Below are 26,029 nucleotides of genomic sequence, written 5' to 3'. Positions count from 1 at the left end.
ACCCTGCCCCGGGGATGTCTCAAGCGAGAAGGCCACTTCTTGACCGGGGCCCACGATACGACGGGCTGACGGGACCCGACAAGGGTTCAGACCGAGGGTCACGCGGCCGTCTCAGAGGTGGTGCATACCGGACGGCAGTCGCGGGTACAGGGGCATCGACAGACACTCGCACGAAGGACTCCGACGACGATGGAACCGATCCGGGAGACCCGCTTCGCCCTGACCGAGATGTCCCGTTTCCAGGACGAGGACATGACTGCCCAGTTCAACGCCATGGCCTCACGGGTGGCCACGATCGCCCCGGACTGCCTGGGCCTGACGTTGTCCTACCTCCGGGAGGGACTGTCCTTCACCTGGGCCGCAAGCAGCCTCGACGTGGCAGCGCTCGACGCAGTGCAGTACGTCGACGACGGACCGTGCGTCCGCGCCATGGAGCAGGCAAGCACCATAGCCGCAGGCGTCTCCGACCCCCTGGACGAGGACAGCTGGCTCCTGTTCGCGAGGGCGGAGAACACCGTCGGCGTCGAGAGCAGCCTGTCGATCCCCCTGATGGGGGAAGGCACCGTCGTGGGCGGCGTCAACTTCTACGGCAGCACGCCCACCGCCTTCGAGGGCCTGCACGACCAGCTTGCCGCGCAGTGCGGCGGCTGGGCCGATGGCGCGGTGACCAACGCCGAGCTGTCGCTGTCCGCCGTGCGGCGGGCGAAGCAAGCGCCGCAGCGGCTCATGGACCAGTACGTGACAGAGCAAGCGATCGGCATGCTCATGGCGGCTCACCGCATCAGCGCCGAAGTGGCCGCTCGACGGCTGCACGAGGGTGCCGAGCGTGCCGGCATCCACGACGCCGAACTCGCCAGGATCCTGGTCAAGAGCCGAGTGCTGTGACTGGGCCCTGTCCGCCAGCCTCGCCAGTCCCGACGGACGCGCCTCCTTCGCCTCAGGCGGGCCAGGCCTCCCGGCCCGGTCCGGCCACCTCCACCAGCTCCTGGCAAAGGCTCTCGGGGTCCCTGAAGACCCAGGTCGCCCCCGCTGCCCGGAGCTCCGCCTCGCTGGTGCCGCCGCACTCGAGGCCTACCGACCGCGCGCCGACCGCCCTGGCGGCCTCGACGTCCCAGACGGTGTCGCCGACCACGAGCACCTCCTTGGGCCGCAGGCCCATCCGCTCGATCGCCAGCTGGACGAGGTCCGGGCTCGGCTTGGACTGCTCGACGTCCTCGGACGTCACCACCACGTCCAGGTCGGGGTGCTCCAGCACGCCGAGCATGGCCTCCAGGTCGCGCCCGCCCGTGGACGAGGCGAGCGCGAGGGTCACGCCCTGGTGGTGGCACCACGACAGCAGGTGGCAGGCGCCCGGCAGCTCCTCGACCCGCTCGTGCCACGTCGCGAAGAGGACGTCGTGCGCCTTGACGAGGTCCTCGTCGCGCCGTTCGTCACGCCCGGCCCCCAGGACGTGCGGCATCAGCTGGTCGGGGCCCATCCCGACGGACCGGTGGAGGCTGGCCATCGGGACGACGTGGCCGGCGAGCTGGAAGGCCTGCCACCACGCGAGCGTGTGGATGTAGGTCGTGTCCACCAGGGTGCCGTCGAGGTCGAAGACGATGCCGAGGGGCACCCGCAAGGCTGGCTGTCCCGGCATCTGGCTCACCGGCGGTCACGCACGAGGGGCGGGGAGTGGATCATCAGGCACCTTCGGGTCCAGCGGCCTTCGCCGCAGCGGTATCGTCGCGGGCACTCTGCCCCACGCGCGCCGCGCTCAAACGTGCACGCAGGTGGGGTCACCTGCCGGCACCGCTGACACCGAGGGGGTGCTGCCACCCCCCGTGGCCCCGGAGGACGAGGCGGCGTCCCTCCCAGTCGACCGCGTCGACCTGGCCCCAGGGCACCTCGTGGTCGTCACGGTGCCACCACCTGAATCCCCGGGCAAGGGGCCAAGGACCCTGGTCGGTGAGGGTGCGGTAGCCGAGCTCGCCCCCGAGGGTGCGCGGACCGAACACGACCCCGGTCACCCGCAGGCGCCCCACCTCCAGGCCGCTCTGCTCGAACGCCTCGGCCCGCACCTCGCAGACGGTGCCCACCGAGGTGCGACCCGGGTCGACGACGCCGGCGCCCACCAGCGTGCTCAGCAGCCGCGTCCCCTCGGGCCGGTCGAGCTCCTCGTGCGCGTCCGGGGCATAGGTCGCGGTGCCCGCCAGCCGGTCGTCACCGGCCTTGGCGCCGGGGATCCTGCCGATGACGTGCTGCCGCAGCCACTGCTCCAGCCCGGCCGCCTCGTGCAGGACGCGTTCGGCATGGTCGCTGACCGTCACGGCCGATCCGATGTCCCGGACGTGGGACATCGGGACCATGAGCGGTCGAGGCCGCTCGCGAGGGTCGAGCCGCCGCCACGCGGCCACGATCCAGCGCCCGAGCAGGCCCGGCTGTCGAGGGCCGAGCGCACCGGGCCCCGTCACCAGCCCGACGACCAGCAGCCCGCTGCGGTCCTCGCGCAGGACCACATCGTCGACGTTGCCGAGCAGGGCTCCGCTGGGGCCGACCAGCTGGTGGTCCATCAGCCGCAGCACCAGGTCGACGGCGCGGCCCCGGCCCGGAGTCACTGCCCCGCCTTCGTCACGAGCATCAAGGGGATCGCCGCCACCGACGCGAGCACCACCAGCACGAGATAGACCACGCCCAGGCCGTTGGCCAGCCGCCCGTTCGCGTGCTCACCCATGTAGGTCCGGTCATTGGCGACCACGAGGATCGGGAAGTACGTCAGGGGAAGCGCGACGGCACTGAACACCACGGAGTACTCGGTGAGCATGACGGGGTCGACGGTGGTCAGGAGCAGGGCCACGCCACCGATGCATGACATGAGCAGGACGGTGTGGAAGCGGGAAGCGCGCAACGGCTCGACGTACTTGCCCCACTGCCAGCCGAGGTACTGGGCGATGCTGTAGCCGACGGAGAGCCCTGTCTCGCAGGCAGCGCCGAAGGTGGCCGCGAAGAAGCCCAGGAGCAGGAAGGCGAGCCCGATCTTCCCCAGGGCCAGCACCACCGGCAGGCCCGTCTGCCCGAGGGTGTCGACCGTGATGCCTCGCGGCAGGAAGACGAGGGTTGTGCACGCGGCGATCGCGAGGGACAGCAGGCCGCCGAGGGGGAAGCCGATGAAGACGTTGGCCCGCATGGTGCCCAGGTCCTTCGGTGACCACTTCTCCTCGACACCGCCGGAGCTGAAGAAGAACACCTCGTACGGCGTCATGGCCGCCCCGAAGAGCGCGATGGCGTAGTAGAGGTAGACGGGGTGCGACTCGTTCGCCGGCACCGTCGGATCGAGCGCACCATGTGCCAGGCTTCCCCAGTCGGGGCCGAGCGCCCACACGGCGACGGCGAAGGCCACGAGGGACAGCCCGGCGAGCCCGAACGCGTTCTCCAGCACCGCGAACTTCACGCGCCACAGCACCACCCACACCGCTGCCCCGGCCACCGGCATCCATAGGAACCGGTTGACGCTGGTGGCCAGCTCCAGGGCGAGCGCGACCCCGCCGATCTCCGCGGCCAGGGTCAGGAACGTCACGAGCATCGAGGCCACGAGGTTGGTGAGGCCGACCCGGGGCCCCAGCCGCTCGCGGATGAGGTCGAACGTCGCCCTGCCGCTGACAGCGGCGACTCGTCCGCACATCTCCGCGAAGACGCAGATGCCGAGCACCCCCACCACGACGACCCAGGCGAGCGACATGCCGAACCGTGAGCCCACCAGGGCGTTGGTGATGAGGTCACCGATGTCGACGAACCCGCCGATGGCCGTGAGGATGCCGAGCGCGATGGCGAAGACCCGCTTCACCGGTCCCCACCTCCCTCGTCCGCAGGCAGCGGGGGGTGCACCGCAGTCATCCCAGCGCCTTCCGGGCCCGCGCGAGCTCTGAGGTGCTCGCGTCCAGCTCGCCGAGCGCGGCCTTGAGCCCGCTCCGGTCGTTGCGTCGCAACGCGATACGGGTGTGCGCCAGTGCGTCGTCGGCGTTGCCGAGGAGGGTCAGCACCTGGTCGCGCAGCTGGTCCTGGCGGCGACTCGGCGGGTCGACCACGCCGAAGCTGGTCTCCACGCCTCCCATGGCGTTCTCGCTGTCCGTCACCACCGTGTCGGCGTAGGCGCCGGTCGACTTCCCCGCGAGCAGGCCGTCGACGGCCAGCCGGACCGTCGAGGTCTCGCTGGATGCGGACTCGAGGGCGCTCTTGGCGTTCTGCTCGAAGGCGCCCGAATCCAGGGCGGGGGCGATGCACCCGCTCAGCAGGACCACGGCGCAGCCCACAACGTACGTCGCCCGTCTGCGCATCACGGCCGCCGCCTCAACAGGACGGTGGCCAGCGCGACGAGCATCGCCAGGAAGACCAGCCAGGCGAGCCCGAGGGCGAACCCGTCGCTCATGGGGTTGTCGCGCTCATCACCCGGCTCCCTTCACGACCCTGTGGCCGCCGCGAGGCGCGCCATCTCCCGGGGCACCGCCGCCAGGACCTCCCGAGCGAGGAACCCCAGTGGGGCGACCTCGTCGGAGACGGCTCGGCCGGCAGCCTGGTGCAGGGCGACCGCCCAGGCCGCCGCGCCCTCGGGCGGCAGGCCGCGACCGAGCAGCCCCACCAGCACTCCGGCCTTCACGTCGCCGGACCCGGCCACCCCGAGGCCCGGGACACCTCCGGCCAGGCTCCAGGCGGTCCGCGAGTCCGGCGCCGCGACGACGGTCTGCTCGCCACCGGTGACGACGGTCGCCCCGGTGCGTTCGACGAGCTCGACGCACGACTCGACCAGGCGATGGTGCACCTCGTCAGCATCGCGCCCCAGCGTCTCGGCGAGCTCCGACTCGTTGGGGGTGAGGACGGCTCGTCCTTCGAGGTGCGCCAGGCCGTCGGGGTGCGCGGTCACGTAGGCCATGCCCAGGGCGTCCACCACGACGGGGCAGCGCAGGTGGGGCAGGACCTGCTCAAGGAAGGCGCACGCGCGCTCCGGCGACAGGAGCCCCGGCCCGAGCAGCACCGCATCGCAGTCCGCCGCCAGCTCGAGGACGTGCTCCGCCGCCTCGGGGGCGATCTCGCCCTCATCGGTCTCCGGCAGGGCCGTCACGAAGGCCTCCGGCAGGGCGACGCTGGCCGCCACCGCCACGCTGCCGACCGTGGCGACCTGCGGCTTGCCGGCGCCTGCGCGGACCGCCGCCTCGGCCGCGAGCAGGACCGCACCGGGCGTGTGCCGGCTCCCGCCCACGACGACGACCCGGCCCCGCTGCTCCTTGCCCCCGGAGGCGTCGGGCAACGGCCACCGCGCCAGCGCGGCGGGGTCGAGGTCCTGGACGTCGCGGCTCACGGGACCGGTCCCCTGCCCGCGTGCTCGCGCTCGTGCGTGGGCTCCGCGCCCTCGGCCCGCACCGCGGCAGCCGAGGCGTAGTCCACGAGCGCGGGCACACCGCCGGGTCCGCGGTGGTAGGTGGTGGTCGACCCGTTCGGCATCGGCACCTTGGCATCGAGCGCCAGGACTGCCTCCTCGTCCATCCCGTCGAGGACGTAGCGGAAGCACGTGATGACCGCCTGGTGGGTGAAGATCCACAACCGGTCCGTCGCCGCCCGGGCGCCGACGTCGCGCAGGAAGGACCGCACGCGCAGGGCGACATCACACCAGCTCTCCCCTCCCGGGGGCCGGTAGTAGAACTTCCCCACGTGCTCGCGGCGGGCCGCCTCGGCGGGGTACTCGGCCCGGATACCGGTGCCGGTGAGCCCGTCGAAAACCCCGAGCTCGCGCTCACGCAGGCGCTCGTCGTGGTGGACGGGCAGCCGCAGGCCCGCCGTCTCCATCGCCGTCCGCGCCGTGTCGGCGCTGCGGCGGTACGGCGAGCTCGCCACCGCGGTCGGGACCGCCGTCTCGGGGAGGTCGGCGAGGTGCCGGCCGAGCGCCCGGGCCTGGTTCACACCGGTGTCCGACAGCGGGACGTCCGCGTCCCTCGCGTCGAGCTCGAGGCGGGCGGCGCCGGCGCCGCGAGCCGCGCGGTCGGCGAGGTTGCCGATGCTCTCGCCGTGGCGCACGAGGACGAGTCGTGCAGGCCCCAGTCGTTGCATGTCGAGCATCGTGATCAGCCCTCCCGCGGCACCTCGCCGCGCCAGCTGCCGGTGGCCTCCTGGTTGCTCTCCACGAGGAGGCGGAACCTCTTGAGGTCGCCCTTGGCGCGTCGCTCGATGACGCCCAGGGCGTCGCCCACGTGCTCCACGAGGCCGTGCGGGTCCAGGTCGAGCTGGAGCGACACGTTGGTCCTGCGGTCCTCCACGCGGTGGAAGTCGACGACTCCCGCGTGCTGCACCTCGCCGTCGGCCTTCCACGCGACCCGGACCTCGGGGATCTGCTCGGTGATCGTGGCGTCGAACTCGCGGTGCACCCCCGCGATGCTGACCCTCCAGTGCAGGTGGCGGTCGTCGAGCTGGGTGACCTCGTCCACCCCCTCCATGAACAGGGGGAAGTCCTCGAACTGCGTCCACTGGTTGTAGACGGTGGTGATGTCGCTCGCGACGTCGATGTGCGCTTCGGCGGTGGTCACGGGTCTCCTCTCGTCAGGCGGCAGCGGGATGTCAGGCTCTTCCCTGTCGCTACCCGGTCCCCGTGCCGACAAACGCCCGTGCGGCGGTGCGCCGGTTTGGCACCGGGGCGGTGGGGCACCACAGGAGCGGCACGACAGCTGGAGGCGAGAGGAGGCAGGGATGATCCGCATCGGCACTTCCGGTTGGCGCTACCCCTCGTGGCGTGGCGACTTCTACCCGGCGGGGCTGCGCCAGCGTGACGAGCTCGCCTACCTCAGCCGCCTGCTCACCGCGGTGGAGGTCAACGGGTCGTTCTACTCGCTGCAGCGACCCAGCAGCTATGCCGCGTGGGCTGCGCAGGTGCCCGCGGGCTTTCCCTTCGCCGTGAAGGGCGGCCGGTTCATCACGCACCTGCGCCAGCTGGTGGAGGTGGAGACACCCCTCGCCAACTTCTTCGCCTCCGGTGTCCTGGCCCTCGGAGCCAAGCTGGGCCCGGTCCTGTGGCAGCTGCCCGCCCGGCAGGCCTTCGACGAGGACCGGCTCACTCGGTTCTTCGACCTGCTGCCCCGGACGACCGACGAGGCTGCGGCACTGGCGGCGCGGCACGGCCCGAAGCTCACCGGGGACCGGGTCCTCACGACCACCACCGTGAGCCTCCCGATCCACCACGTGCTCGAGCCACGCCACGAGAGCTTCCGCTCCGCCCGCGCCCGAGACCTGTTGCGGGCACACGACATCGGGACCGTGGTGTCCGACAGTGCGGGCACCTGGCCGATGTTCGACGCGGTCACCTCGGACGTCGTCTACGTGCGGCTGCACGGAGACACCGAGCTGTACACGAGCGGGTACTCGCCCGCGGCCCTGGCGACGTGGGCGGACCGGGTAAGCGGCTGGGCCGACGAGGGCCTCGAGGTCCACGTCTACTTCGACAACGACGCGCGGGGCCATGCCCCGCACGACGCACGGGCCCTGCTCGAGGCGCTCGGCCTGGCACCGGAGCCGGTGGACCTGCCTCCCCTCCGTCAGGTTTCGGCGCGTCGTCGGCGGGTAGGTCCGTGACAGCCGCGGTCGAGGAGACCGCGCGTCCAGCACTCGTTGAAAGAACAGGATGGACATGAGCGAGACATACGGAACCACCGGCACCGAGCAGTTCGACACCCCGCGTGACCTCGGCGCAGTCGAGGTCACCCCGGGCGTCACCTCCGGCGCTGCCGACACCGCCTCGAGCGGCATGTCCGGCTCCGCCACCACAGGCGGCACCTCCGGCGGTTCGTCGGGTAGCTCCGGCACCACGGACGTCGCCAAGGACGAGGCACGCGCCACCGGCCAGCAGGCCAAGGAGGGCGCACGGCACGTCGCCGAGGTCGGCAAGGACGAGGCGAAGAACGTCGCCCAGGAGACGGGTCAGCAGGCGAAGGAGCTCTGGCAGCAGACCCGCAGCCAGCTCCTGGACCAGAGCGCCCAGCAGCAGACCCGGGTGGCCGACGGCCTCCGCTCCCTCAGCGAGGAGCTGTCGGGCATGGCCCGCGGCTCCGAGCAGCAGGGCGTCGCCAGCGACCTGGCGCACCAGGCGTCGCAGCGCATGGGCGACGTCGCGAGCTGGCTCGACCAGCGCGACCCCGGCTCCCTGGTGTCGGAGGTCAAGCAGTTCGCCCGGCAGCGGCCCGGCACCTTCCTCGCCGCCGCTGCGGTGGTCGGCCTTGTCGGCGGCCGGCTGAGCCGGGGCCTCGTGGCCGAGCACCAGGACCAGCAGGGCGGCAGCTCGTCCACCGGCGGCTCCGCCGGTGAGGGCTACACCGCCACCGCCCCGGTCCCGGTCGACCACAGCACCGCCGGGTACTCCGCCTACGGCTCCCCCACCGGCACGGTCACCTCGGCCGCGCCGCACCCCGTCACCGACCCGGTGGTCGAGGCGGGTGGCATCACGGGGGTCGACGGTCCCGTCGGCTGGACCGCTCCCGAGGCGGGCGAGCTCCCCCGATGAGCCACCAGGACCCCCGGCTGGACGACCCGTCCAACCGGTCGTTGAGCAACGTCGGCGACATCTTCGCCGACATCAGCCGAGACCTCTCCACCTTGATCCGGCAGGAGACGGAGCTGGCCAAGGCCGAGCTGCGTGAGTCGGCCACCCGGGCCGGCACGGGCGCAGGGATGCTCGGAGGTGCCGGCGTCGCCGGACACTTCGTGCTGCTCTTCCTGTCGATCGCCCTCTGGTGGAGCCTCGGCAGCGCCATCGGGCGCGGCTGGTCCGCCGTCGTGGTCGCGGTCATCTGGGCCGTCATCGCCGCGGTCCTGGCCGCCATGGGACGCAGCAAGCTCAAGCAGGTCAAGGGAATTCCACAGACGCAAGCCACCGCGCGCGAGATCCCCGACGCGCTGAAAGGGAACGAGGACAAGCGATGACCAACAACCCTGATGAGATCCGTCGTGAGATCGAGGACACCCGCGGCCGGCTGAGCAGCGACGTCAACGCGCTCACCGAGACCGTGAGCCCGTCCAACGTCGCCCGTCGCCAGGCCGACAAGGTCGCCGGAGCGGCGACATCGGTCAAGGAGCGCGTGATGGGCGTTGCCGGCGACGTGGGCAGCACCGGCTCCGACGCCGCCTCCAGCGTCTCGGGCGCCGCCTCCACCGTGGGTCACGCACCCATGGCCGCGGCCAGCGGTGCGAAGCGCCGCACCGAGGGCAACCCCCTCGCCGCAGGCCTGATCGCCCTCGGCGCCGGCTGGCTCATCGGCTCGATGCTGCCGGCCTCCGAGAAGGAGAAGCAGGCGGCCAGTGCCGTCAAGGAGAAGGCTCAGCCGCTCATGGAGGAGGCCAAGAGCGTCGCCCAGGACACGGCGCAGCAGCTCAAGGAGCCGGCCATGGACGCGGCCCAGAGCGTCAAGGAGACGGCCATCGAGGCCAAGGAGAACGTCACCGAGGAGGGCAGGTCGACCGCCGACGACGTGAAGTCGCAGGCGCAGTCCTCCGCCGAGACGGTGCGCTCCACGCAGTAGGTGGATGGAGCGGTACGCCGCTCACGAAGGGGAAGGGCGGGAGCTGGTGCTCCCGCCCTTCCTCGTGTCCGGCGCCGCTCGGTGAGGCTGCGCTCGGTATGGCGCTGCGGCGCTCAGCCCTGCTTGGCGCTGGTGGCGATGCCGTCGAGGATGTGCCGCTGGGCGAACGCGAACACGATGATCATCGGCAGCGTCGCCAGCAGGGTGGCCGCCATCGCGATCTCCCAGTGGTACTCGCCCGAGAGGGCGAAGCTGTCGACGATGAGCTTCAGGCCACGCGGCATCGTGAAGTAGCTCTCGGTCTGCAGGTAGATCAGCGGCTTCATCAGGTCCGACCAGCTCGCCTGCAGCTCGAAGACGAACACGATGATGAGCGCAGGCCGGGCCAGGGGCAGCGCGATCCGTCGGAACATGCCGAAGTAGCTGCAGCCGTCGACGCGGGCCGCCTCGAAGAGCTCACGCGGTATGCCGAGGAAGAACTGGCGCAGCAGGAAGATGTAGAAGGCCGAGCCGAACAGGTTCTGGGCCCACAGCGGGACCTGGGTGTCGACCATGCCCAGGTGGTTCCAGATCAGGTAGACCGGGATCATCGTGACCGCCCCGGGCAGCATCATCGTCGACAGCACGAGGCCGAAGACCAGCCCGCGGCCGCGGAAGCGGAAGTAGGCGAACCCGAACGCCACGAGCGCGCTCGAGAGCGTCACCGTCGTCGCGGCCATGAGGCCGACGACCACCGAGTTGACGAGCCACTGCAGGACCGGGCCGGCCCGCCACACCTCGACGAAGTTGTGCCACTGCACGTCGGACGGGATGAGCCTGTTGTCGAACACCTGGGACTTGGGCTTCAGCGCCGCACTGACCAGCCAGACCAGCGGGTAGACGAAGGCGGCCGTGGCCAGCCACAGCAGGGCCAGCCGCAGCGGCGACCACCACGACCACGAACGGGGACCCGGACGCGAGGGGGCCGACGGAGCACCCTCACCCCACCCGGTGCCCGGTCCCACGTCCTTGCCGGCAGAGGCCGCCGCGGCTGCAGGTGGGGTGGACTCGTCCAGGGCGCTCATCGGCTCTCCCCCTCGTAGTAGACGAACCGGTTGCCGATCCGGAACTGCAGGGCGGTGATGAGCAGGATGATGACGAACAGCAGCCAGGCCATGGACGACGCGAAGCCCATCTTGAAGAACTGGAACGCGTTCTGGAACAGGTAGACCATGTAGACGAGCGACTCGTCGGAGGCGGTCGCCTTCTGCTGTGGCCCGTAGAACATCGTGTAGGCCTGGTCGAACATCTGCATCGCCGCGATGGTGTGCGTGATGACGGTGAAGAACAGGGCGCCGGAGATCATCGGGAGCGTGATGTGCCAGAAGCGGCGCACGGGTCCGGCGCCGTCGAGCATGGCCGCCTCGTGCAGCTGCCGCGGCACGTTGTGCAACGCCGCGAGGTAGATGACGATGCTGCCGCCGACGGTCCACAGGCTCACCACGGCCAGCGACGGCTTCAGCCACGCCGGGTCGGTGGTCCAGTTGGGCCCGTCGATGCCGACCCACCCGAGCACCTCGTTGACCAGGCCACGCTGTCCGTTGAGCAGCAGCAGGAACATCGCGCCCGCCGCCACGGCCGGAGTCATCACCGGCAGGTAGAAGGCCGTGCGGAAGAAGCCCGCCATCCGCCCGACCCGCTGCAGCAGCATGGCCAGCCCGAGGGCCACGGCCGTGCCGAGCGGCACGAACATCGCGGCATACGTGAAGGTGTTGGCCAGGGACGTCCTGACCCGGGGGTCGGACCAGAGGTCGCGGTAGTTCTCGAGCCCGACAGCGTGCGACTGCCCGACGAGCGAGTAGTCCGTGAACGACAGCACCAGGCTCACGACCATCGGCCCCGCCGTGAACACGAGGAACCCGACGATCCACGGCGCGATGAACCACCAGCCTCCCCGGCTCTCGTGCCGGCTCACCGCGCTGCGGGAGGCTCTTCTACCCACCGGAGACCTTCGAGTACGCCGCCTGGGCCTCCTTCTGCGCCTGGTCCAGTGCTGCCTTGGCGGACTGGCCACCGAGGGCCCGGGCCACGCCGCTCTTCCACGCCGCGTCGATCTCCGCGCCCGCCGGGGAGGGGTTGAGCGCCTTGGCCGAGTCGAGGGTGGCGTAGAACGCCTGGATGGCCTGCTCGAAGCCGGCGTCGGGGGCCTTGGTGAGGTACTTCTCGCGGATCTGGTCGTCGGCCTGCTTGTTGGCGGTGAACAGACCGGTGAAGAAGCTGCCGTCCTTCTTCACCGTCGCCATCCGCGCCTCGGCGGCCTTCATCCAGGTGTCCGTCGTGGTCATCGTCTTGGCCCAGGCGCACGCGGCCTTGGGGTTCTTGGCGCCCTTCGGGATCGCCCAGGCCTGGCCGCCGAGGGTGCTCACCGGCTTGCCGTCGCGACCCAGGATGGGGGCGGCGCCGAGCTGCAGGCCGGCCTTGCGCGAGTCGCGCAGGACGTTGACGTACCAGTTCTCCATGGGGAAGGCCGCGATCGAGCCAACCGTGAGCGGGTTCTTCTCGCCGAAGATGTCGTAGGAGTCGCGGAACGCCTTGAAGTTGCCCCAGCCGCCCTGGTCCTTCACGAGACCGAGGGCGAAGTCGAGGGCCTCGACGGCCTTGGGGTCGTTGAGGTTCGGAGACCCGTCGGCCTTGACGATCTCGGCGCCGTTGATGGCAGCCCACAGCGGGAAGGAGTCGGGCAGCTTGGGGTCGTAGCCGATCCGCTTGATCTTGATGCCCGAGCCCTCGTAGAGCTTGGCGGAGGTCGCCTTCAGCGCGGCCCAGTCCTTGGTCTGGATGTCGTCGACGGTGAGGCCGGCCGCCTTGACCGTCTTGGCGTCGACGAGGTCGACGGACACGATGTAGAACTCCGGGATGCCATACGGCTTGTCCTTGTAGGTGACCGACCGCATGGCCGCCGGCCGGTACTGCCCGGTGTCGACCTGCTGGCCCGAGACGCAGTCGGACAACGGCTGGAGGGCGCCCTTCGCGGCGTAGGTGCCGATGAGGTTGCGGTCGATGTAGACGAGGTCCGGCGGGTTGCCGCTGGCGAGCGCGGTGAGGAACTGCTGGGCGTCGAAGTCACCCTTGTTGTGGGTGACGCTGACGTCCGGGTAGGCCTTCTGGAAGGCGCTGATGCGGGCTTGGGCCACCTCGTCCTCGCCCCCGAAGCCCATGATGTTGAGCTTGCCGGACGGGGTCCCGGACCACGTGCTGCCGGACTTCCCCGAGCTGTCGCCCCCGCCGAAGCTCTTGCTCCCCACGCCGGCACAGCCGGTGGCGAGCAGGATCGGCACCAGGCTGAGGACGGCGAGTCGTCTGCGGGTCATCGAGGGCACCTCCGTCGCAGGGCCACCCTGGTTGACAGCCCCTTCCCGCGGCTCTTACCCCGCCCTCCGGTGGAGAAACGCCTCTCGCCCTGCGCCCCGCAGCGGCCCCGTGCAGACCGCCACGCGAAGGGCGCCCACCGGCAGCCGGCGGGCGCCCTTCCCGGCACCTCCCTGTTCACCTCAGGCGTGGATCTCCCGACGCCCCTGGGCGGTGCCGGTGATCGCGATCTTGCGCGGCTTCGCCTTCTCCGCCACCGGGACCTGCAGGCTCAGCACCCCGCCCTCGTACTGCGCCGAGATGTGCTCGGTGTCGAGGTTGTCCCCCAGCACCAGCTGCCGGCTGAAGACCCCCCGGGGCCGCTCCGCTGCGATGGCCTCCGCGTCACTGGCACGCGAGGGACGCTCCGCCCTCACCGTGACGACGTTGCGCTCGACGTCCAGGTCGATCGAGTCCGGGTCGACGCCCGGCAGGTCGAACTCGACGTGGAACACGTCGCCGTCGCGCCACGCATCCATCGGCATCACCGAAGGGCGGGCCATCGTCCCGTGGGTGCCGAACACCTGCTGGGTGAGCCGGTCCAGCTCTCGGAACGGGTCGGTCTGCATCAGCATCGTCTCCACCTCCGTCATTTCTGGTCCTGATGCATTCCACTGCCACGGATCGGGCCGCGATCTGTGGCATCTGGTATAGATTTCTTCTAGCACTTGGCAGAGCTGGACGCAAGTACCAGCCGACGAGCTCGATCGCATGCGGCGCATCCGTGACCTGCTCCAGGCCGGGCTGAACCTTGCCGGCATCGGCATGGTTCGGGACCTCGGGGCCCAGAACCGGGAGCTGCGTGCGGCACAGAGGGCCGGCCACGGGCGCGCTGACCAGCCGGGCGGGCGGGCCGAACCGGGGGCGGGACGAAGTCGGGCCCTTGGTCCCGCGTACCGGCCCCGCGCTGCCGCGAGGCTCTGGGCGGAGGTCGTGGAAGGCCTCCCTATTCGAGCGATTTTGGGCTAGAAAGGGGCCGAAGGTGAGAGCAGCGCGGCACTCCGGCAGGGAGGACGAGCGATGAGGGAGCACGCCACCGCCACTTCGGCGGGCACGCCCACGCGTGCGCTGGTCCTCGCCACGACCGGCTTCGCCATCAACTTCTGGGCGTGGGCCCTCCTCAGCCCGCTCGGGCCGCGGTTCAAGGACCTGCTCGCGCTGTCCTCGGGGCAGCAGGCCCTCGTGGTGGCCGTCCCGGTCATCGTCGGCTCGGTCGGTCGCATCCCCGTAGGCGCCCTGACCGACCGTTTCGGCGGCCGGGTGATGTTCCCCATCGTGTCTCTGGCGACCGTCGTGCCGGTGCTCTTCATCGGCCTGCTGGGCCAGGACTCTCTCGCGGGGCTGCTCGTCGGCGGCTTCTTCCTCGGCATCGGCGGCACCGCGTTCGCCATCGGGGTGCCGCTCGTCAACGCGTGGTTCCCGCCCGAGCGGCGCGGGTTCGCGATCGGCGTCTTCGGCGCCGGCATGGGCGGCACCGCGGTCAGCGCCCTGACCACCGTGCGCCTGGTCACCGAGGTGGGCGACAAGGCACCCTTCCTCATCACCGCGCTCGCGCTCGTGGCGTATGCAGCGCTGGCCTGGCTCTTCCTTCGCGACGCACCGGGGCGCGTGGTCCCGACCACCTCGGTGCTGAGCCGCCTCGGGGCTGCCGCGCGGCTGCCCATCGCGTGGCAGGCGTGCGTCCTCTACGCCATCGCTTTCGGCGGCTACGTCGCCTTCTCCGTCTACCTGCCGGCCTACCTCAAGACCGCCTACGGCCTCGAGCAGGCCGACGCCGCCAACCGGATGGCGGGCTTCGTGGTCCTGGCCGTGGTGATGCGCCCGGTGGGCGGCTGGCTCGCCGACCGGGTCGGCGCGGTCACCGTGCTGGCCTGGGTGTTCGCGGTCGTCGCCGCCGGTGCGGCGCTGCAGGCCACGACCCCCGACCTCATGCCGGTCGGCACCATCGCGTTCCTCGCGATGGCCGCCGCCCTCGGAGCCGGCAGCGGTGCGACGTTCGCGCTCGTGGCGAGGAGCGCGCCGCCCGCACAGGTCGGCTCCGTCACCGGGCTCGTCGGGGCGGCCGGTGGCCTCGGCGGCTTCGTGCCTCCGCTGATCATGAGCAGCGTCTACGCCAGCCGCGGCTCCTACGGCCTCGGGCTGGTCCTGCTCGCGCTGGTGGCCCTCGGGTGCCTGGCCCTGTCGCTGACGATCGTCCGCTCGACAGCCAGGGCCCGCGAGGTCGGTGTCGCCCGTGTGTGAGTACTGCGGCTGCCAGGACATCGCTGCCATCGCCGAGCTCACCCGCGAGCACGACGCCGTCGTCGCCGAGATCGCCCACGTCCGGGTGGCCGTCCGTGAGGGTGATGTCGACGGGGCAGCGGTGGTGGCGCGGCGGATCAGCGCCATCCTGCGACCCCACACCGCGGTCGAGGAGCACGGCCTGTTCCCCCACCTGGCCCACGACTTCCTCGGCCACATCGCTGTCCTCCAGCGAGAGCACAGTGAGATCGAGACGGTCCTGGCCGAAGCCGCGTCCCCGACCTCCCCCGGCCCTGGCTGGCTTCCCCGGTTGCTGGAGGCCATGGAGCGCCTGCGCGACCACATCCTCAAGGAGCAGGACGGGCTCTTCCCCGCCTCACTGTCGGTCCTCGACGAGTCCGGGTGGGCCTCGGTGGAGGCCGCCCGCGCGCTGGCCGGCTCAGGCCTCTCCGCTGCCCGGACCGAGGCGTCCGACCGCCACGGCCACGCGCACGACCAGCCGCACAACCACCCGCCCGACCACCCGCACGACCACCCGCACGACCCTGTCCTGACCCGCCGAGCAGGAGGCGCCGTCCTTTGACCACCACGAGCAGGTCGACGTCCAGCGGGCCCGGGATCGACGGGCCCCTCACCGAGGCCCTCGTGGGCACGCGCCGCTTCTTCACCCGGGCGGAGGTGTCCGCCGACGGGCGCACGATGACGGCCAAGGGCGGCCGCGCCGGCGACGCGTTCTACCGCGACCGGTGGAGCCACGACAAGGTCGTGCGCTCGACCCACGGCGTCAACTGCACCGGCTCCTGCTCGTGGAAGGTCTACGTCAAGGACGGGATCATCACCTGGGAGTCGCAGCAGACCGACTACCCCACCACCGGTCCCGATCGACCGGAGTACGAGCCGCGCGGCTGTCCGCGCGGCGCCGCCTTCTCCTGGTACACCTACTCCCCCACCAGGATCCGCTACCCCTATGTGCGCGGGGTGCTCCTGGAGATGTACCGGGAGGCGAAGGCCCGGCTGGGCGACCCGGTGCTGGCGTGGGCCGACGTCGTCGGCGACCCCGAGAAGGCCAGTCGCTACAAGGCCGCCCGTGGCAAGGGCGGCCTCGTCCGTGCCACCTGGACCGAGGCGGCCGAGATGGTCGCCGCCGCCAACGTCCACACCATCAAGGCCTGGGGACCTGACCGGATCGCCGGCTTCTCGCCGATCCCGGCGATGTCCATGGTCAGCCACGCCTCCGGCGCCCGCTTCACCTCCCTCATCGGCGGCTCGATGCTGTCCTTCTACGACTGGTACGCCGACCTGCCGGTGGCCTCGCCGCAGATCTGGGGAGACCAGACCGACGTCCCGGAGTCCGGTGACTGGTGGGACGCCGGCTACCTCGTGATGTGGGGCTCGAACGTCCCCGTGACCCGCACGCCCGACGCCCACTGGATGGCCGAGGCGCGGTACCGCGGCCAGAAGGTCGTCGTCGTCGCGCCGGACTATGCCGACAACGTCAAGTTCGCCGACGAGTGGCTGCCCGCCGCCCCCGGCACCGACGGGGCCCTCGCCATGGCCATGGGCCACGTGGTGCTCAAGGAGTTCTTCGTCGACCGACAGGTCGACTACTTCGAGGACTACACCCGCCGCTTCACCGACCTGCCCTTCCTCGTCTGCCTGGAGGAGTACGGCGCGCCTGCAGCTGACGACGGGCGCGCCACCGACGGCGCGCGGCCGCTGCGGCCGGGCAAGTTCCTCACCGCCGCGGACCTCGGCGGCGAGCGGGCACGCACGGAGAACGCGGCCTTCCGCACCGTCCTGGTCGACTCTGTCACCGGCGAGCCGGTCGTGCCGAACGGCACCCTCGGCGACCGCTTCGGCGACGAGGGCGAGGGCCGCTGGAACCTCGACCTCGGGGACGTGGTGCCGGCCCTGAGCCTGCTGGACTCGACCACCGAGACGGCTGTGGTCGACCTGCCCCGGTTCGACCTGCCCAAGGGTGCGTCGGAGGTTGTGCGCCGCGGCGTCCCTGTGCGACGGGTGGGTGACCGGCTGGTGACCACCGTCTTCGATGTGCTCCTCGCGCAGTACGGCGTGGGCCGCGACGGGCTCCCCGGTGCGTGGCCGTCCGGGTACGACGACCCGGACGGGCTGTACACCCCAGCCTGGCAGCAGCCCATCACCGGCGTCCCCGGCGCTGCGGTGTCACGCATCGCCCGGGAGTTCGCGCAGAACGCCGCCGACACCGGCGGCCGGTCCATGATCATCGTCGGGGCCGGGACCAACCACTGGTTCCACTCCGACGAGACCTACCGGTGCATGCTGCTGCTGACCACCATCACCGGGTGCCAGGGACGCAACGGCGGTGGCTGGGCGCACTACGTGGGGCAGGAGAAGGCGCGGCCGATCACCGGGTGGGCGCAGATGGCGTTCGGCCTGGACTGGGTGCGCCCGCCGCGGCAGATGATCCAGACGGCGTACTGGTACCTGCACACCGACCAGTTCCACTACGACCACTACACGGCCGACTCTCTCGCGGGTGCCACGGGTACGGGGATCTTCGAGGGGATGAGCACCCACGACCAGCTGGCGCTGTCGGCTCGCCTCGGGTGGATGCCGTCCTACCCCACGTTCGACCGCAACCCCCTCGACCTCGCCGACGAGGCGGAGGCCGCGGGGAAGCCCGTCGGTGACCACGTCGTCGAGCAGCTGAAGTCGGGTGCGCTCCGCTTCGCCTGCGAGGACCCGGACGCCCCGGAGAACTGGCCGCGGGTGCTGATGATGTGGCGTGCCAACCTGTTCGGCTCCTCGGCCAAGGGCAACGAGTACTTCCTGAAGCACCTGCTGGGCACCGACAGCTCGGTCTCGGCGGTGCCCGACGAGGACGGCCTGCCCAAGGGCAAGCTCGACCTGCTGTGCACCGTCGACTTCCGGATGACCAGCTCGACGATCTTCAGCGACGTCGTCCTGCCGGCCGCCACCTGGTACGAGAAGCACGACATCAACACCACCGACATGCACCCGTTCATCCACTCGTTCAACCCGGCCATCAGCCCGCCGTGGCAGACCCGCACGGACTGGGACGCCTTCCAGAGCATCGCGGAGGCGTTCGCACCGCTCGGGGCCAAGCACCTCGGCGTGCGCAAGGACGTCGTGGCCGTGCCCCTGTTGCACGACACCGCCGATGCCATGGCCACCCCCCACGGGCGGGTGCTCGACTGGGCCAAGGGCGAGTGCGAGCCGATCCCGGGGCGGACCATGCCCAAGCTCGTCGTGGTCGAGCGCGACTACGGAGCGATCTTCGACCAGATGGGGGCTCTCGGACCGCTCATGGAGAAGCTGGGCACGACGCAGAAGGGCGTGACCTACGACGTACGGCGCGAGGTGGAGCACCTGCTCCACAAGAACGGTCCCGTCCGCGGCGGCACGGCCGCAGGGCGCCCGTCGCTCAAGGACGCCCGTCACGTCGCCGAGACGATCATGGCGCTGTCCGGCACGACGAACGGGCACCTCGCCACCCAGGGCTTCAAGACCCTCGAGCGGCGCACCGGGCAGCTGATGCACGACCTCGCCGCCGAGCACGAGGGCAAGATGATCAGCTTCGCCGACACCCAGGCGGCACCCGTACCCGTCATCACGAGCCCGGAGTGGTCGGGCTCGGAGTCGGGCGGACGCCGCTACTCCCCCTTCACGATCAACGTCGAACGCCTCAAGCCCTGGCACACCCTCACGGGCCGCCAGCACTTCTACCTCGACCACGACTGGATGCAGGAGCTCGGCGAGGGGCTGCCCGTCTACAAGCCACCGCTCGACATGACGCAGATCTTCGGAGAGGCCGAGATCGGCACCCAGAACGAGCTCGGGGTGTCGGTGCGCTACCTCACCCCGCACAACAAGTGGTCCATCCACAGCGAGTACCAGGACAACCTGTTCATGCTCTCGCTGTCACGCGGCGGACAGGCGATCTGGATCTCCGACAAGGACGCGGCCAAGGTCGGCATCAGGGACAACGACTGGGTCGAGGCGGTCAACCGCAACGGCGTCGTCAACGCCCGGGCCATCGTCAGCCACCGCATGCCCGAGGGGACTGTCTACATGCACCACGCGCAGGACCGGCTCATCGACGTGCCGCTCACCGAGAAGACGGGGCGCCGCGGCGGCATCCACAACTCGCTCACCCGGATCCTCATGAAACCCAGCCACCTCATCGGCGGCTACGCCCAGCTGTCGTTCGCCTTCAACTACCTCGGGCCCACGGGCAACCAGCGTGACGAGGTCACCATGATCCGCCGCCGCAGCCAGGAGGTGCAGTACTGATGAGGGTGATGGCGCAGATGGCCATGGTCATGAACCTCGACAAGTGCATCGGGTGCCACACCTGCTCGGTGACGTGCAAGCAGGCGTGGACCAACCGCTCGGGCGTGGAGTACGTCTGGTTCAACAACGTGGAGACCCGCCCCGGCCTGGGCTACCCGCGCACCTACGAGGACCAGGAGACCTGGCAGGGAGGCTGGGTGCTGGGCCGCAACGGCCGGCTCGCGCTGCGGGCCGGCGGGCGGTGGAAGAAGCTCGCCAACATCTTCTCCAACCCCAAGCTCCCGTCGATCGAGGACTACTACGAGCCCTGGACCTACGACTACGAGACGCTGCTGAACGCCCCTGCGCAGCAACACTTCCCGGTCGCGCGCCCAATCTCGCTCATCACAGGCAAGCCGATGAACGTCAGCTGGTCGGCCAACTGGGACGACAACCTCGGCGGTAGCCACGACAACGCCCAGCGCGACGTGATGCTCAAGGGCATCACCGACAAGGTCGTCATGGAGTTCGAGAAGACCTTCATGTTCTACCTGCCGCGCATCTGCGAGCACTGCCTCAACCCGTCGTGCGCCGCCTCGTGCCCGAGCGGCGCGATCTACAAGCGCTCCGAGGACGGCATCGTCCTCGTCGACCAGGACAAGTGCCGCGGCTGGCGGATGTGCGTGTCCGGCTGCCCCTACAAGAAGGTCTACTTCAACCACCGCACCGGCAAGGCCGAGAAGTGCACGTTCTGCTACCCCCGCGTCGAGGTCGGGATCCCGACCGTCTGCTCGGAGACGTGCGTCGGCCGGCTGCGCTACCTCGGCCTGGTGCTGTACGACGCCGACCGTGTCCTCGAGGCAGCGTCCGTCGAGGACGAGCACGCCCTGTACGAGGCGCAGCGCTCCGTGCTGCTCGACCCTCACGACCCGGAGGTGCAGCGGGAGGCGGCTCGCGCCGGCATACCCGAGGACTGGGTGAGGGCCGCCCAACGGTCACCGGTGCACGCGCTCATCAACCGGTTCAAGGTCGCCCTGCCCCTGCATCCGGAGTACCGCACCATGCCGATGGTCTGGTACATCCCGCCGCTGTCGCCGGTGGTCGACGTGGTCCGGGACACCGGCCACGACGCCGAGGACCGCGGCAACCTCTTCGCCGCCATCGAGACGCTGCGGATCCCGGTGGAGTACCTCGCAAACCTGTTCACCGCAGGCGACCCGGCCCCGGTCGAGGCGGTCCTGCGCAAGCTCGCCGCCATGCGCTCCTACATGCGCGACATCAACCTCGGCCGCGACCCCGACGACTCGATCCCCGAGGCGGTCGGCATGGACGGGGAGTCGATGTACGACATGTTCCGGTTGCTGGCGCTGGCCAAGTACGACGAGCGCTACGTCATCCCCACCGCCCACGCGGAGCAGGCCCACGCGCTCGAGGAGCTCGCCACCGAGTGCTCCCTCGACTACGAGGGCGGGCCCGGGATGATGGGCGAGTCCGGCCCGTTCGGTGAGGGGTCGGGCGAGCTGACACCCGTGGCCGTCGAGAACTTCCAGATGCTCAAGCAGCGCCAGACCGCCGACGACCTCAGCGGCGACGACGCCCCGGGGCGGGATCGGACGCGGGGCCGGGTCAACCTCCTCAACTGGGACGGCAAGGGCTCCCCGCGGGGCCTGTTCCCCAAGAAGCCGCCGGAGGACCAGCAGTGAGCCCGCGCCGCAACCGCCACCCGGGCCCGCGCCTGCGCGACCGCGACCTCGCAGCCACGTGGCAGGTCGTCTCGGTCCTGCTCGACTACCCCACCGAGGAGTGGCACGAGCGACTGCCGGTGCTGGGCGGCGCCGTCGCCTCGCTGCCGACCCCGGTGCGCGACCCGCTCCAGGCGTTCCTGCGCACCGCCTCGGCCACGCCCGTGGGTGAGCTGCAGCGCGACTACGTCGAGACCTTCGACGTCACCCGCCGCGGCTGCCTCTACCTGACGTACTTCGCGCACGGCGACACCCGCAAGCGCGGCCTGGCCCTGGTCCAGTTCAAGCAGGCCTACCGCCGCGCGGGCGTCGAGCTCGAGGCCGACGAGCTGCCCGACCACCTGGCCGTGGTGCTGGAGTTCGGGGCGTCGTACGACAAGGACGTCGCCTGGCAGCTGCTCAACGACCACCGCGCGGGCATCGAGGTGCTGCGGATGGCGTTGGCGGACAAGGACTCCCCCTGGCACGACGTCGTCGCGGCCCTGGTGGCCACCCTGCCCGAGCTACGGGGCGAGGACGCGGACAAGCTCGCCGCCCTCGTCGCGCAGGGCCCGCCGGCCGAGGAGGTCGGGCTCGACCTCGCGCCGTACGCGCTGGACCCCCGCCTCAACCCCCGACCGAGCGAGTCCGTCGAGCTCGGCCCGACCATCCCCGTGGGAGCACCCTGATGGACACGTTGGCCTGGGTGATCTTCCCCTACATCTGCCTGGCCGTCTTCGTCGTCGGCCACTACTGGCGCTGGACCTACGACAAGTTCGGCTGGACCACCCGGTCGAGCCAGCTCTACGAGAACCGCCTGCTGCGCTGGGGCAGCCCGTTGTTCCACTTCGGGCTGCTCGGTGTCGTCGGCGGCCACGTCGTGGGGCTCATCGTGCCGAAGAGCTGGACCGAGGCGGTCGGCGTCAGCGAGGGCGTCTACCACTTCCTGGCCGTGAGCCTGGGCGGCATCGCCGGCGTCGCGACCATCGCCGGGCTCGCGATCCTGGTGTACCGGCGCCGCACGGTCGGGCCGGTGTTCATGGCGACGACCCGCATGGACAAGCTGATGTACGTGTTCCTCGCCGCGGTGATCCTCCTCGGCATGTGGAACACCGTGGCCAGCAGCATCTTCGGCGACTACGACTACCGCGACGGCGTGTCCCTGTGGTTCCGCAGCATCTTCACCTTCCAGCCGCGCTCGGAGCTGATCTCCTCGGCACCGTTCGGGTTCCAGCTGCACGCGCTGGTCGCGTTCAGCCTCTTCGCCCTCTGGCCGTTCACCCGCCTCGTGCACGTGTTCAGCGCCCCGGTCGGCTACCTCACCAGGCCCTACATCGTCTACCGCAGCCGTGACGAGGCCTCCCGCGGCACCCGGGCGCCCGCGCGGGGCTGGGAGCGCTGAGCCGTACCCGGTTCAGAGCCGGCTCGGAGCCGGGTCGGGTCGGAGCCGGGTCGGGTCCGGGTCGGGTTCGGGGCGAACCCCTGCTCCGGTCGGCCCGGGCCTGCCATCATGGCGACATGGCAGTCGGGTCGCGCGAGGAGCCGACCGCCGACGACCGCGCGGACGCGTCCCTCGACGGCCGCCTGACCGGGCTCGCGCGGGTGACCGCCGAGCTGATCCGTGCCTCGACCGCCGAAGCAGTCACCCGGATCGTCGTCGAGCACATCGCCGAGGCGGTCGGTGCCACCATCGCCTCGCTCAACCTCCTGGTCGGCCCCGACGTCGTGCGCCTCCTGGGGCTGCGCGGGGGTGACGAGGGCGACGCAGAGGCGTACGCCACCTACCCCATGTCCATGGCCAACCCGGCCACGCAGGTCATCCGGTCGGGGAGGCGCCTGATGCTCGTCGGTCGCGACGCCATCGTGGATGCCTTCCCGGACACCCCGCGCATCGACCGGGGCGACCGGTCGCTGCTCGTCCTGCCGCTCGGCACCGCGACGGGCACCATCGGGGCCGTCAGCCTGTCCTTTCCCGGGCGCCGCGACTTCCAGCCGGCAGAGCTGGACTTCCTCGACATCCTGGCCGACAGCTGCGCCCAGGCGCTGCTGCGGATCCGGGCCGAGGCGGACGCCGCCGCCCGGCAGGCCCAGCTGTCGTTCCTGGCCGAGGCGTCGGCCGAGCTCGCCAGCAGCCTCGACTACGAGGCGACCCTGACGCGGGTGGCGGAGCTCGCGGTGCCCACCTTCGCGGACTGGTGCGCGATCGACCTGGTCAAGGACGACCGGCTGAGGCGCCTGGCAGTGGCCCACGTCGACCCGGCGAAGGTCGAGTACGCCCACGAGCTCGCGGAGCGCTACCCCACCGACCCCGCCGCCACCAACGGTCCCTGGCAGGTCATGCGCACCGGCGCCAGCGAGCTCATCCCCGAGATCACCGACGAGCTGCTGGTCGCCGCCGCCCGTGACGAGGAGCACCTGCGCATCGCCCGCGAGCTCGGGCTGTACAGCGCGATCACCGTGCCGCTCGTCGCGCGCAGCCGCACCCTGGGCGTCATCACCTGGGTGCGGGCGGAGTCGAAGCAGGCCTACGTGCAGGACGACCTCGAGTTCGCCGAGGAGCTCGCCCGTCGCGCCGCGGTGTCCATCGACAACTCCGAGCTGCACAGCGAGACCCTGGCCGTGGCCGTCCGCCTGCAGCACGCCGTGCTGCCGGCGGGACTGCCCGTCGTCGCAGGGTGCGACGTCGCCGCGTGCTACACCGCGTCGGGACGCACGGAGGTCGGCGGTGACTTCTACGACGTGATCGCGCTCAGCGGTGGCCGCGTCGCCCTCTTCGTCGGGGACGTCATGGGCCGGGGCGTCCAGGCCGCAGCGTCGATGGCGCAGATGCGGGCGTCCGTGCGGGCCTACATCGCCACCGACCCGCTGCCCGACGTGGTGCTGGCCAAGCTCGACCACATGCTCGCGGAGTACGGCAACGAGCAGCTGGTCACGCTCGCCTACGTCCTGGTCGACCCGGCGCGCGACGAGCTCCTCATCGCCAACGCGGGCCACCCGGCGCCGATCCTGCTGCGGGCCGACTCCTCGGTCGAGCAGCTGCCCAGCGCCGACGGTCCGCCGCTCGCGGTCCTCGAGGGCGGGCGGCGTCGGCACGTCGTGAGGTTCTGCTCCGGCGACACCGTCGTGCTGTTCACGGACGGGCTCATCGAGCGGCGTACCGAGGACATCGACAAGGGCAGGGAGAGGCTCACGGCGGCCCTGGCCTCGCTGACGGGCGACGACCTGGGGAGCGGCTTGCGACTGGCCGTGGCCACCATGGGCGCTGACGCGCACGAGGACGACGTGGCCGCGGTGGCCCTGCGCCGACACCCCGGGCGTCCGCTCTAGGCGCGCAGGACCTTCTCGAGCGGTCGGCCCTTGGCCAGCTCGTCGACCAGCTTGTCCAGGTAGCGGATCTTCTGCATGAGTGGGTCGTCGACCTCCTCCACCCGCACCCCGCAGACCGTGCCGGTGATCGCCGAGGCGCGCGGGTTGAGCTCGACCTGGTCGAAGAACGCCTCGAACGTCGTGCCCGACTCGAGGTGGCGGTGCAGCGCCGGCTCGTCGAGCCCGGTGAGCCAGGCGATGACCTCGTCGAGCTCCGCCTGCGTGCGGCCCTTCTTCTCCACCTTGGCCAGGTAGAGGGGGTAGACCGAGGCGAGGCTCATGGCGAAGACCCTTTTCGCCCGGCGGTTCTCAGACTGCTGCGTCGCCATCGCTCGCCCCCCTCTGGTGCGTTCCCGCGCTGCCCGGCCAGTGCTTCGCGGACGTTGGCGATGCTACTCCGGGAGCCGGCGTCGGCGACCCGCCCAGAGGCGCTGACCCGCGACCGCGCCTGCCACTACGGTCCTCGTATGGGGAGACGTCGAAGCCGCCTGGCGGCCGTGGCCGCGGTGGGGCTCGTCGTCCTCGTGACGTGCACGGTGCTGGCCGTGCACGCGCACACCACGGCCTTCGGCTGGTTCGCGTACGCCCCGCTGTCGGAGCAGTCACGGCTCCCAAGCGTGGTCAGCGACCGTGAGCTCGTCGCGTGGGCCGGCGCGGTGCTCGGGCTGGTGCTGCTGGCCGGGTGCCTCGGCTACGCCCTGGGGAGCCGGCCCGCCGACGGTCGCGCGAGGCGCGCGGACCGGTAGGCCGGCTCGCGCAGCCTGGCCACGGCTGCGTACTGCGTCGTGCCCGGCAGCGGGTTCGCGACGGGGTCGAAGCGGTCGGGGGCGTCATCGACGCCGTCCCATGCCACGGCCAGCGTGGCGAACCGGTGCCAGGTGCCCTGACCGTGCGACCACGACAGCACGTACCGCGCCGGCCACGGCTGGGTGAGGCGGTCGACGGGGTCGAGGCGCACGAGCAGGGGGCGCCCTGCCGCACGAACGGGGAGCAGGGTCGTCTGCGCACCGTGGCGGCCCGGTCGCCGCGGGACGAGCAGGTGGCGGGTCCACCGACCGACACCGGTGCTGGCGAAGAGCAGGTCACTGCGGGCGTCGTCGGCGTCGACGGGCAGCACGCGGAGGGCGAACCCCTCGATGTCAGTGTGCTCGGGGCCGGTGCCGACGGCGTAGGAGGCCCGCACCAGGCAGCGTCGCCCGCCTGGCCGGTCGAGCAGCGGGGAACCGCTGGCGACGGGTGCGGGGTCGACCGTGAGGACCGCGCCGGCCACCACGCCGACAGGGTGCAGCGGCTTGCTGCGCCGAAGGAGTGCCGCCGCCCAGGACAGGAGCCCGAGGCCTCGCCCGGCGATGGCGACCGCGGCGGCGGGAAGGGTGGGTCGAGGACGGCCGGGGCGAACACGCATCCGCCACCGTAACCCCGGGCGAGCACGTCTGCAGGACTCCACCACGTGCCCTACCGATGCCGTAGGGCCGGTCGTCGTCCCGGCCGAGGCGCAGACGCCCGCGCATT

General features: G+C 71.2%; 26 protein-coding genes. 13 read left to right on the top strand and 13 right to left on the bottom strand.

The genetic code is table 11. From position 1 onward, the window contains the following. Nucleotides 1-189: 189 nt before the first annotated feature. Nucleotides 190-885 carry a GAF and ANTAR domain-containing protein gene (locus AB4Z02_RS08810; RefSeq protein WP_441970398.1) on the top strand — a complete coding sequence of 232 codons (696 nt, stop codon included), beginning with the start codon at nucleotides 190-192 and terminating at the stop codon, nucleotides 883-885. Nucleotides 886-937: 52 nt separating this feature from the next. Here the strand turns inward: AB4Z02_RS08810 and AB4Z02_RS08805 are convergent, their stop codons facing one another. The 7 genes from AB4Z02_RS08805 to AB4Z02_RS08775 all read right to left on the bottom strand — a co-directional run bounded on the left by AB4Z02_RS08805 (nucleotide 938) and on the right by AB4Z02_RS08775 (nucleotide 6,548). After that, nucleotides 938-1,636, bottom strand: coding sequence for an HAD family hydrolase (locus AB4Z02_RS08805; RefSeq protein ID WP_441970397.1), 699 nt, complete (start codon nucleotides 1,634-1,636; stop codon nucleotides 938-940). Between the two features lie 139 nt (nucleotides 1,637-1,775). Further along, nucleotides 1,776-2,594 carry a hypothetical protein gene (locus AB4Z02_RS08800; RefSeq protein WP_441970396.1) on the bottom strand — a complete coding sequence of 273 codons (819 nt, stop codon included), beginning with the start codon at nucleotides 2,592-2,594 and terminating at the stop codon, nucleotides 1,776-1,778. After that, the gene (locus AB4Z02_RS08795) at nucleotides 2,591-3,820 is read right to left on the bottom strand and encodes an Nramp family divalent metal transporter (RefSeq protein ID WP_441970395.1); all 1,230 of its coding nucleotides are present in this window, start codon (nucleotides 3,818-3,820) and stop codon (nucleotides 2,591-2,593) included. Before AB4Z02_RS08795 ends, AB4Z02_RS08800 begins: the two co-directional genes overlap by 4 nt. Before the next feature lie 46 nt (nucleotides 3,821-3,866). Further along, nucleotides 3,867-4,313, bottom strand: coding sequence for a hypothetical protein (locus AB4Z02_RS08790; RefSeq protein WP_441970394.1), 447 nt, complete (start codon nucleotides 4,311-4,313; stop codon nucleotides 3,867-3,869). Between the two features lie 119 nt (nucleotides 4,314-4,432). Continuing rightward, nucleotides 4,433-5,329, bottom strand: coding sequence for an NAD(P)H-hydrate dehydratase (locus tag AB4Z02_RS08785; protein WP_441970393.1), 897 nt, complete (start codon nucleotides 5,327-5,329; stop codon nucleotides 4,433-4,435). Continuing rightward, a complete protein-coding gene (locus AB4Z02_RS08780; protein ID WP_441970392.1) occupies nucleotides 5,326-6,075 on the bottom strand; it encodes a histidine phosphatase family protein in 750 nt (249 codons plus the stop codon). The genes AB4Z02_RS08785 and AB4Z02_RS08780 overlap by 4 nt, the downstream gene beginning before the upstream one ends. Nucleotides 6,076-6,089: 14 nt before the next feature. Beyond that, on the bottom strand, nucleotides 6,090-6,548 hold the full coding sequence (locus AB4Z02_RS08775) for an SRPBCC family protein (RefSeq protein ID WP_056882031.1): 459 nt from the start codon (nucleotides 6,546-6,548) through the stop codon (nucleotides 6,090-6,092). Between the two features lie 160 nt (nucleotides 6,549-6,708). On the opposite strand from AB4Z02_RS08775, the gene AB4Z02_RS08770 reads away from it, so the two are divergent. From AB4Z02_RS08770 to AB4Z02_RS08755, 4 genes are read left to right on the top strand one after another with little or no spacing between them, the layout of a single operon-like run. Continuing rightward, entirely contained in the window at nucleotides 6,709-7,587 is an 879-nt protein-coding gene (locus AB4Z02_RS08770) for a DUF72 domain-containing protein (RefSeq protein WP_441970391.1), read from the top strand. 55 nt (nucleotides 7,588-7,642) lie between these two features. Next, nucleotides 7,643-8,512 carry a hypothetical protein gene (locus tag AB4Z02_RS08765; RefSeq protein WP_441970390.1) on the top strand — a complete coding sequence of 290 codons (870 nt, stop codon included), beginning with the start codon at nucleotides 7,643-7,645 and terminating at the stop codon, nucleotides 8,510-8,512. Further along, a complete protein-coding gene (locus tag AB4Z02_RS08760; RefSeq protein WP_056882034.1) occupies nucleotides 8,509-8,931 on the top strand; it encodes a phage holin family protein in 423 nt (140 codons plus the stop codon). Before AB4Z02_RS08765 ends, AB4Z02_RS08760 begins: the two co-directional genes overlap by 4 nt. Beyond that, the gene (locus tag AB4Z02_RS08755) at nucleotides 8,928-9,527 is read left to right on the top strand and encodes a DUF3618 domain-containing protein (protein ID WP_441970389.1); all 600 of its coding nucleotides are present in this window, start codon (nucleotides 8,928-8,930) and stop codon (nucleotides 9,525-9,527) included. The genes AB4Z02_RS08760 and AB4Z02_RS08755 overlap by 4 nt, the downstream gene beginning before the upstream one ends. Nucleotides 9,528-9,640: 113 nt before the next feature. Here AB4Z02_RS08755 and AB4Z02_RS08750 read toward each other — a convergent pair whose 3' ends face one another. The 4 genes from AB4Z02_RS08750 to AB4Z02_RS08735 form a co-directional block, all read right to left on the bottom strand. Continuing rightward, complete coding sequence (locus AB4Z02_RS08750; RefSeq protein WP_441970388.1) at nucleotides 9,641-10,591, bottom strand: carbohydrate ABC transporter permease; 951 nt, start codon at nucleotides 10,589-10,591, stop codon at nucleotides 9,641-9,643. Beyond that, nucleotides 10,588-11,481 carry a carbohydrate ABC transporter permease gene (locus tag AB4Z02_RS08745; protein ID WP_056882036.1) on the bottom strand — a complete coding sequence of 298 codons (894 nt, stop codon included), beginning with the start codon at nucleotides 11,479-11,481 and terminating at the stop codon, nucleotides 10,588-10,590. Before AB4Z02_RS08745 ends, AB4Z02_RS08750 begins: the two co-directional genes overlap by 4 nt. Nucleotides 11,482-11,500: 19 nt before the next feature. Continuing rightward, the gene (locus tag AB4Z02_RS08740) at nucleotides 11,501-12,877 is read right to left on the bottom strand and encodes an extracellular solute-binding protein (RefSeq protein ID WP_441970387.1); all 1,377 of its coding nucleotides are present in this window, start codon (nucleotides 12,875-12,877) and stop codon (nucleotides 11,501-11,503) included. A 180-nt stretch (nucleotides 12,878-13,057) separates the two neighbouring features. Continuing rightward, nucleotides 13,058-13,489: an Hsp20/alpha crystallin family protein gene (locus AB4Z02_RS08735; protein ID WP_441970424.1), complete on the bottom strand. Its 432-nt coding sequence runs from the start codon at nucleotides 13,487-13,489 to the stop codon at nucleotides 13,058-13,060. A 445-nt stretch (nucleotides 13,490-13,934) separates the two neighbouring features. On the opposite strand from AB4Z02_RS08735, the gene AB4Z02_RS08730 reads away from it, so the two are divergent. From AB4Z02_RS08730 to AB4Z02_RS08700, 7 genes are all read left to right on the top strand, one after another. Further along, nucleotides 13,935-15,155, top strand: coding sequence for an MFS transporter (locus tag AB4Z02_RS08730; RefSeq protein ID WP_441970386.1), 1,221 nt, complete (start codon nucleotides 13,935-13,937; stop codon nucleotides 15,153-15,155). After that, nucleotides 15,148-15,738, top strand: coding sequence for a hemerythrin domain-containing protein (locus AB4Z02_RS08725; RefSeq protein WP_441970385.1), 591 nt, complete (start codon nucleotides 15,148-15,150; stop codon nucleotides 15,736-15,738). Before AB4Z02_RS08730 ends, AB4Z02_RS08725 begins: the two co-directional genes overlap by 8 nt. Beyond that, a complete protein-coding gene (locus tag AB4Z02_RS08720) occupies nucleotides 15,735-19,451 on the top strand; it encodes a nitrate reductase subunit alpha (RefSeq protein ID WP_441970384.1) in 3,717 nt (1,238 codons plus the stop codon). The genes AB4Z02_RS08725 and AB4Z02_RS08720 overlap by 4 nt, the downstream gene beginning before the upstream one ends. After that, nucleotides 19,451-21,133, top strand: a complete 1,683-nt coding sequence (gene narH / locus AB4Z02_RS08715) for a nitrate reductase subunit beta (protein ID WP_441970383.1) — start codon at nucleotides 19,451-19,453, stop codon at nucleotides 21,131-21,133. Before AB4Z02_RS08720 ends, narH begins: the two co-directional genes overlap by 1 nt. After that, the gene (gene narJ / locus AB4Z02_RS08710) at nucleotides 21,130-21,840 is read left to right on the top strand and encodes a nitrate reductase molybdenum cofactor assembly chaperone (protein ID WP_441970382.1); all 711 of its coding nucleotides are present in this window, start codon (nucleotides 21,130-21,132) and stop codon (nucleotides 21,838-21,840) included. The genes narH and narJ overlap by 4 nt, the downstream gene beginning before the upstream one ends. Beyond that, nucleotides 21,840-22,553 carry a respiratory nitrate reductase subunit gamma gene (narI, locus tag AB4Z02_RS08705; protein WP_056882041.1) on the top strand — a complete coding sequence of 238 codons (714 nt, stop codon included), beginning with the start codon at nucleotides 21,840-21,842 and terminating at the stop codon, nucleotides 22,551-22,553. Before narJ ends, narI begins: the two co-directional genes overlap by 1 nt. Nucleotides 22,554-22,669: 116 nt before the next feature. Continuing rightward, nucleotides 22,670-24,478 carry a SpoIIE family protein phosphatase gene (locus tag AB4Z02_RS08700; RefSeq protein ID WP_441970381.1) on the top strand — a complete coding sequence of 603 codons (1,809 nt, stop codon included), beginning with the start codon at nucleotides 22,670-22,672 and terminating at the stop codon, nucleotides 24,476-24,478. On the opposite strand, the gene AB4Z02_RS08695 is transcribed toward AB4Z02_RS08700, so the two are convergent. Beyond that, complete coding sequence (locus AB4Z02_RS08695; RefSeq protein ID WP_441970380.1) at nucleotides 24,475-24,798, bottom strand: DUF2200 domain-containing protein; 324 nt, start codon at nucleotides 24,796-24,798, stop codon at nucleotides 24,475-24,477. The two genes, AB4Z02_RS08700 and AB4Z02_RS08695, sit on opposite strands and share 4 nt — an antisense overlap. Before the next feature lie 186 nt (nucleotides 24,799-24,984). Here AB4Z02_RS08695 and AB4Z02_RS08690 point away from each other — a divergent pair, with 186 nt between their 5' ends. Beyond that, on the top strand, nucleotides 24,985-25,263 hold the full coding sequence (locus AB4Z02_RS08690) for a hypothetical protein (RefSeq protein WP_441970379.1): 279 nt from the start codon (nucleotides 24,985-24,987) through the stop codon (nucleotides 25,261-25,263). Here AB4Z02_RS08690 and AB4Z02_RS08685 read toward each other — a convergent pair. Next, on the bottom strand, nucleotides 25,209-25,922 hold the full coding sequence (locus AB4Z02_RS08685) for a phosphodiesterase (protein WP_441970378.1): 714 nt from the start codon (nucleotides 25,920-25,922) through the stop codon (nucleotides 25,209-25,211). The two genes, AB4Z02_RS08690 and AB4Z02_RS08685, sit on opposite strands and share 55 nt — an antisense overlap. Nucleotides 25,923-26,029: the final 107 nt, after the last annotated feature.

Source organism: Pedococcus sp. 2YAF34 (genome assembly GCF_052114585.1).
In the GTDB taxonomy this organism is placed as follows: Bacteria; Actinomycetota; Actinomycetes; order Actinomycetales; family Dermatophilaceae; genus Pedococcus.
Note: the sequence above shows the minus strand (reverse complement) of the source record. Positions and strands in the feature narration are given on the sequence as shown.